The 14,609-nt window shown below is 60.4% G+C and carries 11 protein-coding genes; 3 read left to right on the top strand and 8 right to left on the bottom strand.

What is annotated here, in order from left to right:
- Positions 1-53: 53 nt before the first annotated feature.
- Complete coding sequence (locus C3F42_RS17170; protein WP_094010821.1) at positions 54-1,703, bottom strand: GMC family oxidoreductase; 1,650 nt, start codon at positions 1,701-1,703, stop codon at positions 54-56.
- Between the two features lie 174 nt (positions 1,704-1,877).
- On the opposite strand from C3F42_RS17170, the gene C3F42_RS17175 reads away from it, so the two are divergent.
- Positions 1,878-2,765 carry a LysR family transcriptional regulator gene (locus C3F42_RS17175; RefSeq protein WP_094010822.1) on the top strand — a complete coding sequence of 296 codons (888 nt, stop codon included), beginning with the start codon at positions 1,878-1,880 and terminating at the stop codon, positions 2,763-2,765.
- Here the strand turns inward: C3F42_RS17175 and C3F42_RS17180 are convergent.
- From C3F42_RS17180 to C3F42_RS17190, 3 genes are read right to left on the bottom strand one after another with little or no spacing between them, the layout of a single operon-like run.
- On the bottom strand, positions 2,754-3,572 hold the full coding sequence (locus tag C3F42_RS17180) for a sulfite exporter TauE/SafE family protein (protein ID WP_094010823.1): 819 nt from the start codon (positions 3,570-3,572) through the stop codon (positions 2,754-2,756). The genes C3F42_RS17175 and C3F42_RS17180 overlap by 12 nt on opposite strands.
- A complete protein-coding gene (locus C3F42_RS17185) occupies positions 3,569-4,846 on the bottom strand; it encodes an FAD/NAD(P)-binding oxidoreductase (RefSeq protein ID WP_094010824.1) in 1,278 nt (425 codons plus the stop codon). The genes C3F42_RS17180 and C3F42_RS17185 overlap by 4 nt, the downstream gene beginning before the upstream one ends.
- Positions 4,847-4,887: 41 nt before the next feature.
- Entirely contained in the window at positions 4,888-5,772 is an 885-nt protein-coding gene (locus tag C3F42_RS17190; RefSeq protein ID WP_023629230.1) for an MBL fold metallo-hydrolase, read from the bottom strand.
- Positions 5,773-6,016: 244 nt separating this feature from the next.
- Here C3F42_RS17190 and C3F42_RS17195 point away from each other — a divergent pair, with 244 nt between their 5' ends.
- The gene (locus tag C3F42_RS17195; RefSeq protein WP_023629231.1) at positions 6,017-7,315 is read left to right on the top strand and encodes a sigma-54-dependent Fis family transcriptional regulator; all 1,299 of its coding nucleotides are present in this window, start codon (positions 6,017-6,019) and stop codon (positions 7,313-7,315) included.
- A gap of 104 nt (positions 7,316-7,419) precedes the next feature.
- Entirely contained in the window at positions 7,420-8,034 is a 615-nt protein-coding gene (locus tag C3F42_RS17200; protein ID WP_158659573.1) for a hypothetical protein, read from the top strand.
- Between the two features lie 137 nt (positions 8,035-8,171).
- Here C3F42_RS17200 and gyrB read toward each other — a convergent pair whose 3' ends face one another.
- Genes gyrB through dnaA form a run of 4 tightly spaced genes read right to left on the bottom strand, consistent with a single transcriptional unit; the run spans position 8,172 to position 14,389 of the window.
- Positions 8,172-10,592, bottom strand: coding sequence for a DNA topoisomerase (ATP-hydrolyzing) subunit B (gene gyrB, locus C3F42_RS17205; RefSeq protein ID WP_023628552.1), 2,421 nt, complete (start codon positions 10,590-10,592; stop codon positions 8,172-8,174).
- A 4-nt stretch (positions 10,593-10,596) separates the two neighbouring features.
- Positions 10,597-11,700 (bottom strand): DNA replication/repair protein RecF, encoded by a 1,104-nt coding sequence (recF, locus tag C3F42_RS17210; RefSeq protein WP_104444674.1) that lies wholly within the window; start codon positions 11,698-11,700, stop codon positions 10,597-10,599.
- 15 nt (positions 11,701-11,715) lie between these two features.
- The gene (gene dnaN, locus C3F42_RS17215) at positions 11,716-12,819 is read right to left on the bottom strand and encodes a DNA polymerase III subunit beta (protein WP_038707084.1); all 1,104 of its coding nucleotides are present in this window, start codon (positions 12,817-12,819) and stop codon (positions 11,716-11,718) included.
- Positions 12,820-12,862: 43 nt separating this feature from the next.
- Positions 12,863-14,389, bottom strand: a complete 1,527-nt coding sequence (gene dnaA, locus C3F42_RS17220) for a chromosomal replication initiator protein DnaA (RefSeq protein ID WP_023628553.1) — start codon at positions 14,387-14,389, stop codon at positions 12,863-12,865.
- Positions 14,390-14,609 lie beyond the last annotated feature (220 nt).

The raw sequence follows: 14,609 nt of genomic DNA on the forward strand, positions 1-14,609 counted from the left end.
TGTTCCACTGCCGGCAGCCGCTGACCGCGCTGCCGCTGTTGCACACACCCGGGTCAGGGCGTCGGTATCGCGTTGCTGTCGCTGAGGTTGGTCTGGGTGTTGGCCCCCTTGAGGATAAGTTGTGCCGCCTTTTCGGCAATCATCAACGTGGGTGAACAGGTATTGCCGGAGACTATCTGCGGCATGATCGAGGCATCCGCCACACGCAGGCCCGGAATGCCATGCACGCGCAGCTGGTTATCCACAACATCGAGCACACCACTGCCCATGCGGCAGGTACCCACCGGGTGGAAGATGGTGGTGCCGATCTGGCCGGCGGCCTGGTGCAGGTCTTCTTCGCTCTGCAGGGCAGGGCCTGGCAGGTACTCGCGGGGTTCGAAGGCGGCCAGGGCAGGGGCATGGACGATGCGCCGGGTAAGGCGGATGGCGTCGGCGGCCACGCGCAGGTCCTCGGGGGCGCTGAGGTAGTTGGGGTCTATCAGCGGCGCGGCGTTCATGTCCGCCGAGCGGATATCGATTCGACCTCGACTGGCCGGGCGCAGGTTACATACCGACGCGGTGAAGGCCGGGAACCGGTGCAGCGGCTCGCCGAAGCGCTCCAGCGACAAGGGCTGGACGTGATACTGAAGATTGGCGGTCTCTTGCTCTGGGCTCGAACGGGCGAAGGCGCCCAACTGACTCGGCGCCATGGCCAGTGGTCCACTACGGTCGTAGGCATAGCGCAGGCCCATGCCCAGCTTACCCCACAGGCTGTTGGCCATCTGGTTGAGGGTGCGCGTGTTCTGGATCTGGTAGATCAACCGCAGTTGCAGATGGTCCTGCAGGTTGCCGCCGACGCCAGGCATGTCGTGGCGCACGGCGATGCCCAACCCTTCGAGCAATTTGCGTGGGCCAATCCCCGAGCGCTGCAGGATGCCGGGCGAACCGACCGAACCTGCACAGAGAATAATCTCGCGGCGTGCCGCGAACTCATGCCATGCACCTTGCCAAAGCGCCCTTACAGCCCGGGCGCGGGTGTTGCCGAGCAACACCTGGTCGACCTGCACGCCGGTCAGCACGGTCAGGTTCGGGCGCTTGAGAACGGGCCTGAGAAATGCCTTGGCCGAGTTCCAGCGCACACCGCTGCGCTGGTTGACCTGAAAGTATCCACAGCCGGCGTTGTCGCCTGTATTGAAGTCGTCGGTCCTGGCGATGCCGCTCTGTTCGGCCGCATCGCGAAAGGCATCGAGGATTGGCCAGCTGTAGCGCTGCTGCTCGACTCGCCACTCACCGTCGACGCCATGGCTGTCGCTGGCACCGGCATAGTGGCTCTCGCTGGCCTTGAACAGCGGCAGCACATCCTTCCATGCCCAGCCCTCGTTGCCTTGCTCGGCCCAACGGTCGTAGTCGGCGGCCTGGCCGCGCATGTAGATCATGCCGTTGATGGATGAACAGCCACCCAGCACCTTGCCCCTCGGATAGCCTAGGGCACGCCCGTTCAGCCCGGGCTGGGCCTCGGTCTTCATGCACCAGTCGGTGCGTGGATTGCCGATGCAGTAGAGGTAACCGACGGGGATATGAATCCAGGGATAGTTGTCACGGCCACCCGCCTCGAGCAGCAACACGCGGCAGGATGGATCGGCGGACAAGCGATTGGCCAGCAGGCAACCGGCGGGACCGGCACCCACGACCACGTAGTCGTAGACAGAATCGGCTGATGGCATGTGCAACCTCGCGCCTGATTATTATTCTTGTCCCGATCCATCTTATTGATTAATTTCGCGGAGGAAACACGAGATTTCGCGCAGCCGTTGTGCGTTTTAGCACAGCGACTATCCGACTGTGAGAGCGGGTTCATCCCGCGGTGGCTTCAACAGCCAGCACATCCAAGGACGCCCATGTTCGACTGGAACGATCTGCGTTTTTTCCTCGAGTTGCAGCGCAGCGGCCGCTTGCTCAGCGCCGCCAAGCGCCTCAACACTACCCACAGCACCGTCGCCCGGCATATCGAGAGCATCGAGAAGCACCTGGGCACCGCGCTGTTCGTCCAGCACGCTCAGGGTTACGAGCTCACCCCCTCGGGCCAGGCGCTGCTCAAGCATGCCGAAGCCATGGAGAACGTCGCCTTGCTGGCGCAGGAAGAGATCACCCAGGCCATCACGCCGCTGGGCAAGATCCGCCTTGGCGTGACCGAAGGCATCGGCATCATGTTCTTCACCCCGCGCATGAAAGCGTTGTTCCAGCGCTATCCGGGGCTTGAAGTGGAACTGGTGGCGGTGCCGCGGTTCGTGAGTATCCTCAACCGCGAAGCCGAGATCAGCATCCACCTGGAACGACCCAACGCTGACCTGCTGATCACCCGCAAGCTCACCGACTACCGTCTGGCCCTGTACGCCAGCCAGGAATACCTGAATCAAGCGCCATCGCTCGACACTCGTGAAGATCTGGCCCGGCACAACTGGATCGGTTATGTCGACGACCTGCTGTTCAGCCAGGAACTGCTGTTCCTCAACAGCTTCTGCCGAGCGCCCAACGTGGTGTTCCGCAGCACCAGTGTGATCGCCCAGCAGCACGCCGCCCAGGCCGGGCTCGGTATCGCCGTGCTGCCCAACTACATGGCCCGGCACGATCCGAAGCTGGTACGCGTGCTGCCCGGCGAGACCATCCAGCGCAGCTACTGGATCTGCACTCGCCGCGAGCTGCACAAGTCGGTGCGCCTGCGCGTGGTGTGGGACTACTTGCTGGCGCTGTGCGCCGCCGAGCAGGATGAGTTGCTAGCCGAATAGCGCCTTGCCGGCGAGCAGCACGGCAGCGCCGCAGCCCACTGCGGCGAACAGCTGCTGAAGACGCGGACCGGCAAGCTTGCTAGCCAACGGCCGCGCCAGCAGCAAGCCCAGCACCGCCCCTGCGGCGAATGGTGCGCCGACCCACCAATGCATCACACCCGCCACGCTGGCGCTGACCACACTGCCAGTGGACACCAGGGCGATCACCGCCAGCGAGGTGGCGACGATACTTTGCATATTCAGGTTGGTGTAGCGGTTCAAAGCAGGAATGATCACGAAGCCGCCACCGACGCCCAGCAGGCCAGATAGCAACCCCGACAGCATCCCGGTGAACGCCAGTGCCCTGGCGCAGGGCAGGGTCCAGCGCAAGCGCCCCTGCAGCGGGTTGAGCACGCAGGGCATGATCTCCCGTTCGCCGCAGGGTGACTCGCCACGCAGCTCACGTGCTGCCTTGCGCCATATCCGCAAACAGGCGTACACCAGCACCCCGGCGAAGACCAAGGCCAACGGTGTATTCGGCACACGGTGAGCGAGCATCAAGCCGAACGGCGCACAGGCAATCCCGATCAGCGCGATGAACAGTGCCGCCCGATAACGCACCAGCCCCTGGCGCAGGCCGAGCACCGCACCGACTGCCGCCGCCAACCCCACGGCCAGCAGGCCGATCGGAGCCGCCTCGACCATGCTCAGACCCAAGCCGAACACCAGCAGCGGCACCGCGAGGATGCCGCCACCGGCGCCGGTCAGCGCCAACACCGCACCAATGATCGCACCAAGCCCGGCGCCCAGCAGTTGGTGCTCGATCACTGTTGCGCCTCGACCACCAGAGGTTGCGGCCGGGCCAGCCACTCGCGGCCCTTGAGCATGGCTTTCCAGTACAGCGGCGGCAGGATCTGCGCCTTGAGCAGCCAGGCCAGGCGGGTTGGCTTGCGGCCATCGAGCAGCCAACGCGGGAAGCTCGGTGCCAGCTTGCCGCCGTAGGTGAACTCGGCCAGGACGATCTTGCCCCGCTCCACTGTCAGCGGGCAGGAGCCATAGCCATCGTATTGCGCGAGGGTCGCGAGTCGACCAAGCGCCACCAGCACATTGTTGGCCACCACCGGTGCCTGCTTGCGGGCGGCGGCGGCGGTCTTGGCGTTGGTGGTGTTGGCCACGTCGCCCAAGGCATGGATATTGCCAAACTGGCGATGGCGCAAGGTTTGCGGGTCGACGTCCACCCAACCCGCCGCATCAGCTAGCGGGCTCTGGCGGATGAAATCAGGCGCCACCTGGGGCGGAACCACATGCAGCATATCGAAGGCCTCGACGCGGGTCTCGGTAGTGCCGTCGGGGAGGGTGCGCACAAACGTAGCGCGCTTGTTCGCGCCATCTACTGCCGTCAGGCGATGCTGATAGTTCAGGTCGACGCCGTACTTGTCGATGTAGCTCATCAGCGCCGGTACATAGTCCGGCACGCCGAACAGCACCGCGCCGGCATTGAAGAAGCTGGCCCTCACGTTGCCCAGTTGGCCGCTGCGCAGCCAGTGGTCACATGACAGGTACAGCGCCTTCTGCGGCGCCCCGGCGCACTTGATCGGCATCGGCGGCTGGGTGAAAAGGGCGCGCCCCTGCTTGAGGTTCTGTACCAGTTGCCAGGTATAGGGCGCCAGGTCATAGCGGTAGTTGGAGGTGACGCCGTTGCGCCCGAGGGTCTCACTCAAGCCTTCGATGGCATTCCAATCGAGCTTCAAACCCGGGCAGACCACCAGCTGTTCATAACTGACAGCGCGACCACCCTCGAGCAGCACCAGTTGGCCCTGGGGATCGAAGCCGTCCACCCGCGTCTTGATCCAGCGCACACCGCGCGGCAGGGTGGCGGCCATGGTGTGGGCGGTACTCGACGCCTTGAACACACCGGCACCGACCATGGTCCAGCCTGGCTGGTAGTAGTGCACATCGGCGGGGTCGATCAGGGCAATATCCAGCGAAGGATCACGGGCGATCAGGCTGGAGGCGGTAGCGATACCGGCGGCACCGGCGCCGACGATCACCACCTTGTGGTGGTCGGCACGGGATGAATCGGCAGGGGACAGGGCAGGCATGGCGGTGTTCCTTGGAAATCTCGTTATGGGTAAAGCGTGACTTACAGCTTGTTCAGCGGGATCTTCAGGTAGCTCACACCGTTTTCTTCAGGTTCGGGGAATTGCCCGCTGCGCATGTTGATCTGCACCGAGGGCAAGATCAGCACGGGCATGTCGAGGGTCTTGTCACGGGCTTCGCGCATCTGCACGAAGCTGTCTTCGCTGACCCCTTGATGAATATGGATGTTGTCGGCGCGTTGCTCGGCCACGGTGGTGACGAAGCACAGCTCACGGCCACCAGGCAGGTAGTCGTGGCACATGAACAGCCGGGTCTGGTCCGGGAAGGCGAGCAGGCGACGGATCGACTTGTACAGGGTTCTTGCGCTGGCGCCCGGGAAGTCGCAACGAGCCGTGCCATAGTCGGGAGTGAACAAGGTGTCGCCGACGAACACGGCGGTCTCACCAGCATCCTCGATCATATAGCTCATGCACGCCGGGGTATGCCCAGGGGTGTGCAGGGCACGGGCATGCAGGTTGCCAATGCGGAATCCTTCTTCATCTTCGAACAGCACGTCGAACTGACTGCCGTCCCGAGCAAAGCCCGGTTCGGCGTTGAACAGGGAGCCGAAGACTTTCTGTACCTGGGTGATCTGCGCACCGATCGCGATGCTGCCGCCCAGCCGGGATTTGAGGTAGGCCGCCGCGGACAGATGGTCGGCGTGCACATGGGTATCCAGGATCCATTGCACCTTGGCATCCAGCTCCTCGACGCGAGCGATCAGCTTGTCCGCCGAATCGGTACAGGTACGCCCGGACTTGGGGTCGTAATCCAGCACGCTGTCGATCAACGCGCATTGTCGCGTCTCGCCATCCATGACCAGGTAGCTGATGGTCCAGGTCGCCTTGTCGAAAAACTCTTCGACGTGAAGGTTGTTGCCGATGATCATTGCACTCTCCAGTTGTCCCAAGCCTCCTTGAAGGCATAGGCAGTGGGAGGTGCTTTATCAAGATACATGCCAGCCTTTCAGATAGACGCCTTCCCCCTGCAGGAACGGTCTCGTGCCGCGAAGGACGCGCAGCAGCCGTCATTCCAGCAACCCAAAGGTGACAGTTCCTGGCAGTCGACTGTCAGTCGATGGCAGTGTTTGGCAGTCCTTGCTACGCTCGCAAGGTCCTTCCTCTGGTGCTGTCATGCTAGCCGCTTCCCATCCCGCGATCATCGCACTGGTGTCATACCTTGAACACGATGTGCTGCCCAGCATCGTGCTGGACACCGACTACAACATCCTCGCCGCCAACGCCGCCTACCGTCGCCAGTTCGGCAATGAGGAGCACGCGCCAATCGGCGATAAGTGCCATCGGGTTTCCCATCACTATGCCGTTCCCTGCGACCAGGCGGGTGAACACTGCCCGCTGCGCAAGTCGCTGGACAGCAAGGTGCCCGAGCGTGTGCTGCACATCCATCACACTCCACGCGGGCCTGAACATGTGGATGTAGAACTGCGTCCGATCCTCGACGACGAGGGCAGGGTGGTAGCGTTCGTCGAGCGGCTGACCAGTGTCACCCTGGCATCGGCACAACCTCAACAACAGGGTTTGGTTGGCCGGGCTCCGTCCTTCAAGAGCGCCGTTTCCAGTCTGCAGCGTGCCGCCCCCGCGCAGATCCCGGTCTTGCTCCAGGGTGAATCCGGGACGGGCAAGGAGCTGTTCGCCCGGGCGTTGCACCTGGGTAGCCCACGAGCCAATGGCCCCTTGGTGGTGGTGGACTGCACCGGGCTGACCGAGTCGCTGTTCGAAAGTGAACTGTTCGGTTATGAGAAGGGCGCCTTCACCGGCGCGATCCAGCGCAAGATCGGCCTGGCAGAAGCGGCTCACGGTGGAACCTTGTTCCTCGACGAGATCGGTGAGGTGCCGCTGGCCATGCAGGTGAAGTTGCTACGCCTGATCGAGTCCGGAAGCTTCCGTCCGGTCGGCAGCACTCGCACGGTCCATTCAGACTTCCGTCTGATCTCGGCAACGCATAAGCCATTGAAAGAGATGGCCGTCGAAGGGACGTTCCGCGAAGACCTGTATTACCGCATCAGCGGATTCCCGATTCGCCTGCCGTCACTACGTGAGCGAGTCGAGGATTTACCGTTACTCTGTGAGAGCCTGCTGCAACGCATGGCCGGCAAGCATGCGCCCAAGGTTACCGCCGAAGCCCTTGAGCGCCTCAACCTGCATACCTTCCCAGGCAACATTCGCGAGCTCAGGAACATCCTGGAACGGGCCCGGCTGTTTGCAGATGATGGTTTCATTCGTCCGGAACATCTGCCCGAAGACATCCATCCACTATCAGATCAGAGTCATTTCGGCCGTCGCGGACGTAATGAAATGGCCGAGCTGGCGCATGCCTTGGAGACCTTCAAAGGATCACGTAATGAGCTGGCAGCACATCTGGGCATGAGTGAGCGGACTCTCTATCGCCGTCTCAAATCACTAGGGCTTTGAGCGTTCCACGTGGAACATTCAACGAGAACACTGCTGAATAGTATTGTTTTGATATCGCCGCTCAAGGAAGATTGCGAGCTTTGCCCTGGGTCACGGAGAGAGTGTTGAAAAAGATCATCGGCTTGACCTTAGTTGCAGCAGGCCTGCATGGCTGCAGCTTCTACGAAAAAACCAACATTCGAAATGAGGCCGAGACGGCCAAGTACGACCCCGCTACCACGGCTCGCATTCGCGCCTTTACGTCTCCTGAGATCACCGGGTCCTATCAGGCCAATGCAACCTGTGAACAGTATCGCCCTCTCCAAACCAAGGAAGGTACACCGCTCACTGTAACGTTCAAAGATCGAACCTCTACCAAGCAGTACATGCTTTGGAGAAGGGTTGATCTGTTAGGTATGGTTGAAGAAGATTACATCAACCGCACCATTGGTGTTCCTGCTTCGACAACGACAGAAGAGCTGAAGAACGACCGGGTAGGTTACAACGAGCATGTGATCCCGGCTGGTAAACCCATCGTCCTGAGCTTGGGTTTCCACGCTGTATCTGATCAGGGAAAGGCCTGGTGTTACCCAAAACCCGTCTACTTGGTACCACAAGCAGGGAAGGACTATGAGGTCAGATACATCACAGTAAAGGAAAGCTTCATGTCCTCGTCTTGCAAAGTCGCAGTCAGCGAGCTGACTGGCAATGGTCCAGTCAAGACGCCCCAGCCTGTGTAAACCGGAGTCTGTGTGCCGGACAAAGGCTACCTTTACAGAACCGTAGGGCCGTGACGTAACAGCCGATCACCATCAGACGGGCAAAAAAAAGCCAATACTTACGTATTGGCTTTTTCTATTGCGTATCGCCTGAGTAATCAGAAGTCCAGGTTGGACACCGACAACGCGTTGCTTTCGATGAAGTCGCGACGTGGCTCGACCGCATCACCCATAAGGGTGTTGAACAGTTGGTCGGCGGCGATAGCGTCCTCGATGGTTACCTTGAGCATGCGGCGCACGGTCGGGTCCATGGTGGTTTCCCACAGCTGGTCCGGGTTCATCTCACCCAGCCCTTTATATCGCTGGATGGTGTGGCGCTTGGTGCTCTCGTTCATCAGCCAGTCGAGGGCTTCCTTGAACTCGGTGACCGCCTTGCGACGCTCACCGCGCTGAACGTAGGCACCTTCGCCCAACAACGTACCGAGGTTTTCGCCGAGGGCGACGACACTGCGGTAGTCATTGCTGCCGAAGAAATCACGGTTGAAGGTAACGTAGCTGGCCAAGCCGTGAGAGGTGGTTTCCACCACCGGCAACCAGATATTACGTTCCTTGTCCTCGTGCAAGGCAGCCTTGTAGGTCAAACCAGAACGCTGGCTGTTGTCCAGGCGCTGCTGGAACGCTTTGAGCCAATCATCCATCTGCGCCTTGTCAGCCAATTGCTCGACAGTAACTTTAGGCAAGTAGATGAAGTTCTCGGTCAGCTCTTCCGGATACAGGCGTGACAGACGCTTCAGCGTTTTCATCACTCCGCGGAACTCGTTTACCAGCGCTTGTAGCTGGACACCAGATACTGCTGGCGCTGCCTCATCCAGGTGCAGGCTGGCATCTTCCAGGGCCGACTGGGTCATGTATTCTTCCATGGCCTCGTCGTCCTTGATGTACTGCTCCTGCTTGCCTTTCTTCACCTTGTACAGTGGTGGCTGGGCGATGTAGATGTAGCCGCGCTCGACCAGCTCCGGCAGCTGACGGAAGAAGAAGGTCAGCAGCAGGGTACGGATGTGCGAACCGTCGACGTCAGCATCGGTCATGATGATGATGTTGTGATAGCGCAACTTGTCGATGTTGTACTCTTCGCGGCCGATGCCACAGCCCAGTGCGGTAATCAACGTGCCGACCTCCTGCGAGGAGATCATCTTGTCGAAGCGTGCCTTCTCGACGTTGAGGATCTTGCCCTTCAGCGGCAAAATAGCCTGGGTGCGACGGTTGCGGCCTTGCTTGGCCGAGCCACCCGCGGAGTCACCCTCCACCAGGTACAGTTCGGAAAGGGCAGGGTCCTTCTCCTGGCAGTCGGCCAGTTTACCTGGCAGGCCAGCGATATCCAGGGCGCCTTTGCGACGAGTCATCTCGCGCGCTTTACGCGCCGCTTCACGGGCACGTGCGGCATCGATCATCTTGCCGACTACGGCCTTGGCTTCGTTGGGGTTCTCCAACAGGAAGTCGGCGAAGTATTTGTTCATCTCCTGTTCCACGGCGGTCTTCACCTCCGAGGAAACCAGCTTGTCCTTGGTCTGCGAGCTGAACTTCGGATCCGGCACCTTGACCGAAATGATCGCAGTCAAGCCTTCACGGGCGTCGTCACCGGTGGTGGCAACCTTGTTCTTTTTCGCCAGGCCTTCCTGCTCGATATAGCTGTTCAGGCTACGGGTAAGCGAGGAACGGAAGCCGACCAGGTGGGTACCACCGTCGCGCTGGGGAATGTTGTTGGTGAAGCACAGCAGGTTTTCGTTGAAGCTGTCGTTCCACTGCAGGGCAATCTCAACACCCACGCCATCTTCACGCTGGACATTGAAGTGGAATACCTGGGAGTTGACCGGAGTCTTGTTGGTATTCAGGTACTCAACGAATGCACGCAGGCCACCCTCGTACTTGAAGAACTCTTCCTTGCCGCTGCGCTCATCCTTCAACAGGATACCGACGCCGGAGTTCAGGAACGACAGCTCGCGGATACGCTTGGCGAGGATGTCCCAGCTGAAGTGGATGTTCTTGAAAGTTTCAGCCGAAGGCTTGAAGTGAATGTGGGTACCGGTGGTTTCGCTGTCACCCACGACCGCCATCGGCGCTTGGGGCACGCCATGGACGTAGGTCTGTTCCCAGATCTTGCCGCTACGACGAACGGTGAGCACCAGCTGTTCCGACAGGGCATTCACAACCGATACACCTACACCGTGCAGACCGCCGGACACCTTGTAGGAGTTATCGTCGAACTTACCGCCGGCGTGCAGCACGGTCATGATGACCTCGGCTGCAGAAACGCCTTCTTCTTTATGCACATCGACCGGAATACCACGGCCGTTGTCACGGACGCTGATAGATTCGTCCGGGTGAATGATGACGGTGATGTCATCGCAATGTCCGGCCAGGGCTTCGTCGATCGAGTTGTCGACCACCTCGAATACCATGTGGTGCAGGCCGCTGCCGTCATCGGTGTCGCCAATGTACATGCCGGGACGTTTGCGTACGGCATCCAGCCCTTTCAGCACTTTGATGCTGGAGGAGTCGTACGTTTGATTTTCGCTCATGCCTTCACTCCCGATGGTCGTGGGTCTGGGTGATACGGCCTTGTTCCACGTGGAACAAGGCAACTGGCGTTTCCGTTTGCCAGCCTTCCCTCAGAAATTCGTGGTCTACACAGGTGATGAACACCTGGCAGTTCAATTCTTCAAGCAAGCGGCACAGGGCGCGGCGATGCTGCTCGTCCAGCTCGGACGGCAAGTCATCCACCAGATAAATACACTGACCGCGACGAACCTGGCTAACCAGGTGCCCCTGTGCAATGCGCAGGGCGCAGACCACCAACTTCTGCTGCCCACGCGAAAGAATGTCGGCCGCATTGTTCGCGCCCAATCGAAGGCGCAGATCAGCACGCTGTGGCCCGGCCTGGGTGTGGCCCATCTGCTGATCACGAAGGAGGGAGGCGGCGAGAACTTCATTGAGTTCCCGGTCCTTGTCCCAGCCTCGGTAATAGCTCAGGGTCAGCCCGTCCAGTTCGACCAGTTCGCTCAGGGTCTGCTCGAAGACAGGCTTCAAGGCCTTGATATAGTTGCGACGGTATTCATCTATCTCCGCACTGGCGAGACATAACTCTCGATCCCAGGCGGCTTGCGAAACGGCGTCCAGTGTACCATGCCGCAGCCATGAGTTCCGCTGCCGCAGGGCCTTCTGCAGGCGCTGCCAGGTAGCCATGAAGCGGGGTTCCACGTGGAACACGCCCCAATCGAGGAACTGCCGACGCACTTTAGGCGCACCTTCGAGCAGCCGGAAACTGTCCGGATTGATCAACTGCAACGGCAGTATCTCTGCCAGTTGCGCGGCGCTACGCGCGTTCTGTCCATCGATGCGAATGGTGAAATCCCCCTGGCGCTCCCGCGACACACCAAGGTTGCTCATACCGCCCTCAGCCAATTCGACCTGGCCGAACACCGTGCAGGTCGGCTGATCGTACTGGATCACCGGGTTTAACCGGGTGCTGCGGAACGAGCGCGCAAGACCGAGCAGGTGCACAGCTTCGAGCACGCTAGTCTTGCCGCTGCCGTTGGCGCCGTAAAGGATGTTGATGCGAGGGGAGGGTGAGAGGGTCACCGGGTGCAGGTTGCGCACCGCGGTGACCGAGAGACGTCGAAGGGACATGTCGCCTGCTACGGGTTACAGACGCATCGGCATGACAACGTAGGACGAGTCGTCATTGCCGGCTTCCTGCAACAGGGCGCTGCTGTTGGAGTCCGACAGAATCAGGCGCACCTGCTCTGTAGTCATGACACCCAGCACGTCCAGCAGGTAGCTGACGTTGAAACCGATCTCCAACGAGCTGCCGCTGTAGTCAACGCTGATCTCCTCTTCCGCCTCTTCCTGTTCCGGGTTGTTGGCCTGGATCTTCAGCTGACCAGCGGCCAGTTGCAGGCGGATGCCGCGGTATTTCTCGTTGGACAGGATCGCGGTGCGGCTGAACGCTTCGCGCAGTGCCTGACGATCACCGACCACCAGCTTGTCGCCACCTTTAGGCAGAACGCGCTCGTAGTCCGGGAACTTGCCGTCCACCAGCTTGGAGGTGAAAGTGAATTCACCGGTGGTGGCACGGATGTGGTGCTGGCCCAGAACGATGCTAACCATGCCTTCTGGGTCTGTCAGCAGGCGCGCCAGCTCCAGGATACCTTTGCGCGGCACGATGACCTGATGACGATCAGCTTGGTCGATCGGTGCCTGCATGGCACACAGCGCCAGGCGATGGCCATCGGTGGCCACGGCACGCAAGGTGCCGGGGGATACTTCCAGCAGCATGCCGTTGAGGTAGTAGCGCACGTCCTGTTGGGCCATGGCGAAGCTGGTGCGCTCGATCAGGCGGCGCAATTTGCTCTGCTCAAGCTGGCAGGTCAGCGAGCCCGGCCCTTCTTCCACAGTCGGGAAATCATTGGCAGGCAAGGTGGAAAGGGTGAAACGGCTGCGCCCGGCCTTGACCAGCAACTTCTGCTCGTCGACCTTGATGTCGATCAGCACATCGCTGGGTAGGCTTTTGCAGATGTCCATCAGCTTGCGCGCTGGGACGGTGATCTCGCCCGGTTCAGCCGGTTCTTCCAGCTGGACGCGGCCAACCAGTTCGACTTCCAGGTCGGTACCGGTCAACGACAGCTGCTGGCCTTGCACGACCAGCAGGACGTTGGACAGAACCGGCAAGGTCTGGCGGCGCTCGACGACGCCTGCGACCAGTTGCAGAGGTTTCAACAGGGCTTCGCGTTGAATGGTGAAATGCATGGTCTAGTCCCTTGCCTTCAAATAGCTGCGCAGACGACGGTCATCAAGTCGTCAGCGTACGCAGCAGGTTCTTGTAGTCCTCGCGGATATCCGCGTCGGATTCCTTCAATTCGTTGATCTTCCGGCAAGCGTGCAGGACGGTGGTGTGGTCACGGCCGCCAAACATATCGCCAATCTCCGGCAGACTGTGGTTGGTCAACTCTTTCGACAACGCCATCGCCACCTGCCGAGGCCGCGCCACCGAGCGCGAGCGACGCTTGGACAGCAGATCCGAAATCTTGATCTTGTAGTACTCGGCCACCGTGCGCTGGATGTTATCCACACTGACCAGTTTGTCCTGTAGGGCCAACAAGTCCTTGAGCGACTCGCGAATCAGCTCGATGGTGATATCGCGGCCCATGAAGTGCGAGTGTGCAATCACTCGTTTCAGTGCACCTTCCAGTTCACGCACGTTGGAGCGAATGCGCTGGGCGATGAAGAAGGCAGCATCGTGTGGTAACTCGACCTTGGCCTGGTCGGCTTTCTTCATCAGGATCGCAACACGAGTTTCCAGCTCTGGCGGCTCGACGGCGACCGTCAGACCCCAACCAAAGCGCGACTTCAGTCGCTCCTCCAGGCCTTCGATTTCCTTCGGGTAGCGGTCACTGGTGAGGATCACCTGCTGGCCGCCTTCAAGCAGGGCATTGAAGGTGTGGAAAAACTCCTCCTGGGAGCGCTCCTTGCGGGCAAAGAACTGAATGTCATCGATCAGAAGCGCGTCGACCGAGCGGTAGAAACGCTTGAACTCATTGATGGCGTTCAACTGCAGCGCCTTGACCATATCGGCCACAAAGCGCTCGGAATGCAGGTAGACCACCTTGGCATTCGGGTTCTTCTTCAGCAGGTGGTTACCCACAGCGTGCATCAAGTGAGTCTTACCCAGACCTACGCCGCCATAAAGGAAGAGCGGATTGTAGCCATGCTTTGGGTTGTCGGCGACCTGCCAAGCCGCGGCGCGGGCCAGTTGGTTGGATTTACCCTCGACAAAAGTCTCGAAGGTAAAGGTTCGATTCAGGTAACTGGTGTGCTTCAACGCACCTTCGACCTGAACCGTGCGCTGCTCGGTGCGCCCACCGGCCTTCGGCGGCGTGATGGTGTCGCTCATGCTGTCGAAGCTATCACGACTCGATGGCTCCTCGACCTCGGCAACCTCCGCCAGCTCGACCACAGGGGCATTCGTATGCTGGACCGCCGCCACCGGAGGCTGCACTTGGCTCTGTTGAGCAAGGGTCGCGGCAACGGCAGCGCTGACGGGTGCGTTGGGGGCAGCACGCGCCGCGGAGCTGCGACGGCTACCTATCAACAAGGAAAGCGCAGGGGCAATGCCGCTGCCCTGTTCACCCAGCAGTTCGAGCAGGCGGCCAAGGTACTTCTCGTTGACCCAATCGAGCACGAAGCGGTTGGGCGCATAGACGCGCAACTCGTCGCCTTCGGCTTCGACCTGTAGCGGACGGATCCAGGTGTTGAATTGCTGGGCAGGCAGTTCATCGCGCAGAAGCTCCACGCACTGCTGCCAAAGTTCCACTGACACGGATATCCCCTGAGTTGAAAGCCGGATGAGGCAAAACAAACCGCCATTGTACCGGGCAGGCGGTCAGTTATCCACACGTGGTGGCGACCGCGATCACGTTAAAACCGCCAAAAACTGACGCTTACATCACTCAAGCGGTGTTGATAAGCCCTGTGGATAACGACACCTGTGGGCTATGCACAACCCCGGGCTGAGCTCTGTGGATAAAAGCCCTGTGGAT

The sequence above is a fragment of the Pseudomonas sp. PONIH3 genome (genome assembly GCF_002934345.1).
GTDB lineage: Bacteria > Pseudomonadota > Gammaproteobacteria > Pseudomonadales > Pseudomonadaceae > Aquipseudomonas > Aquipseudomonas soli.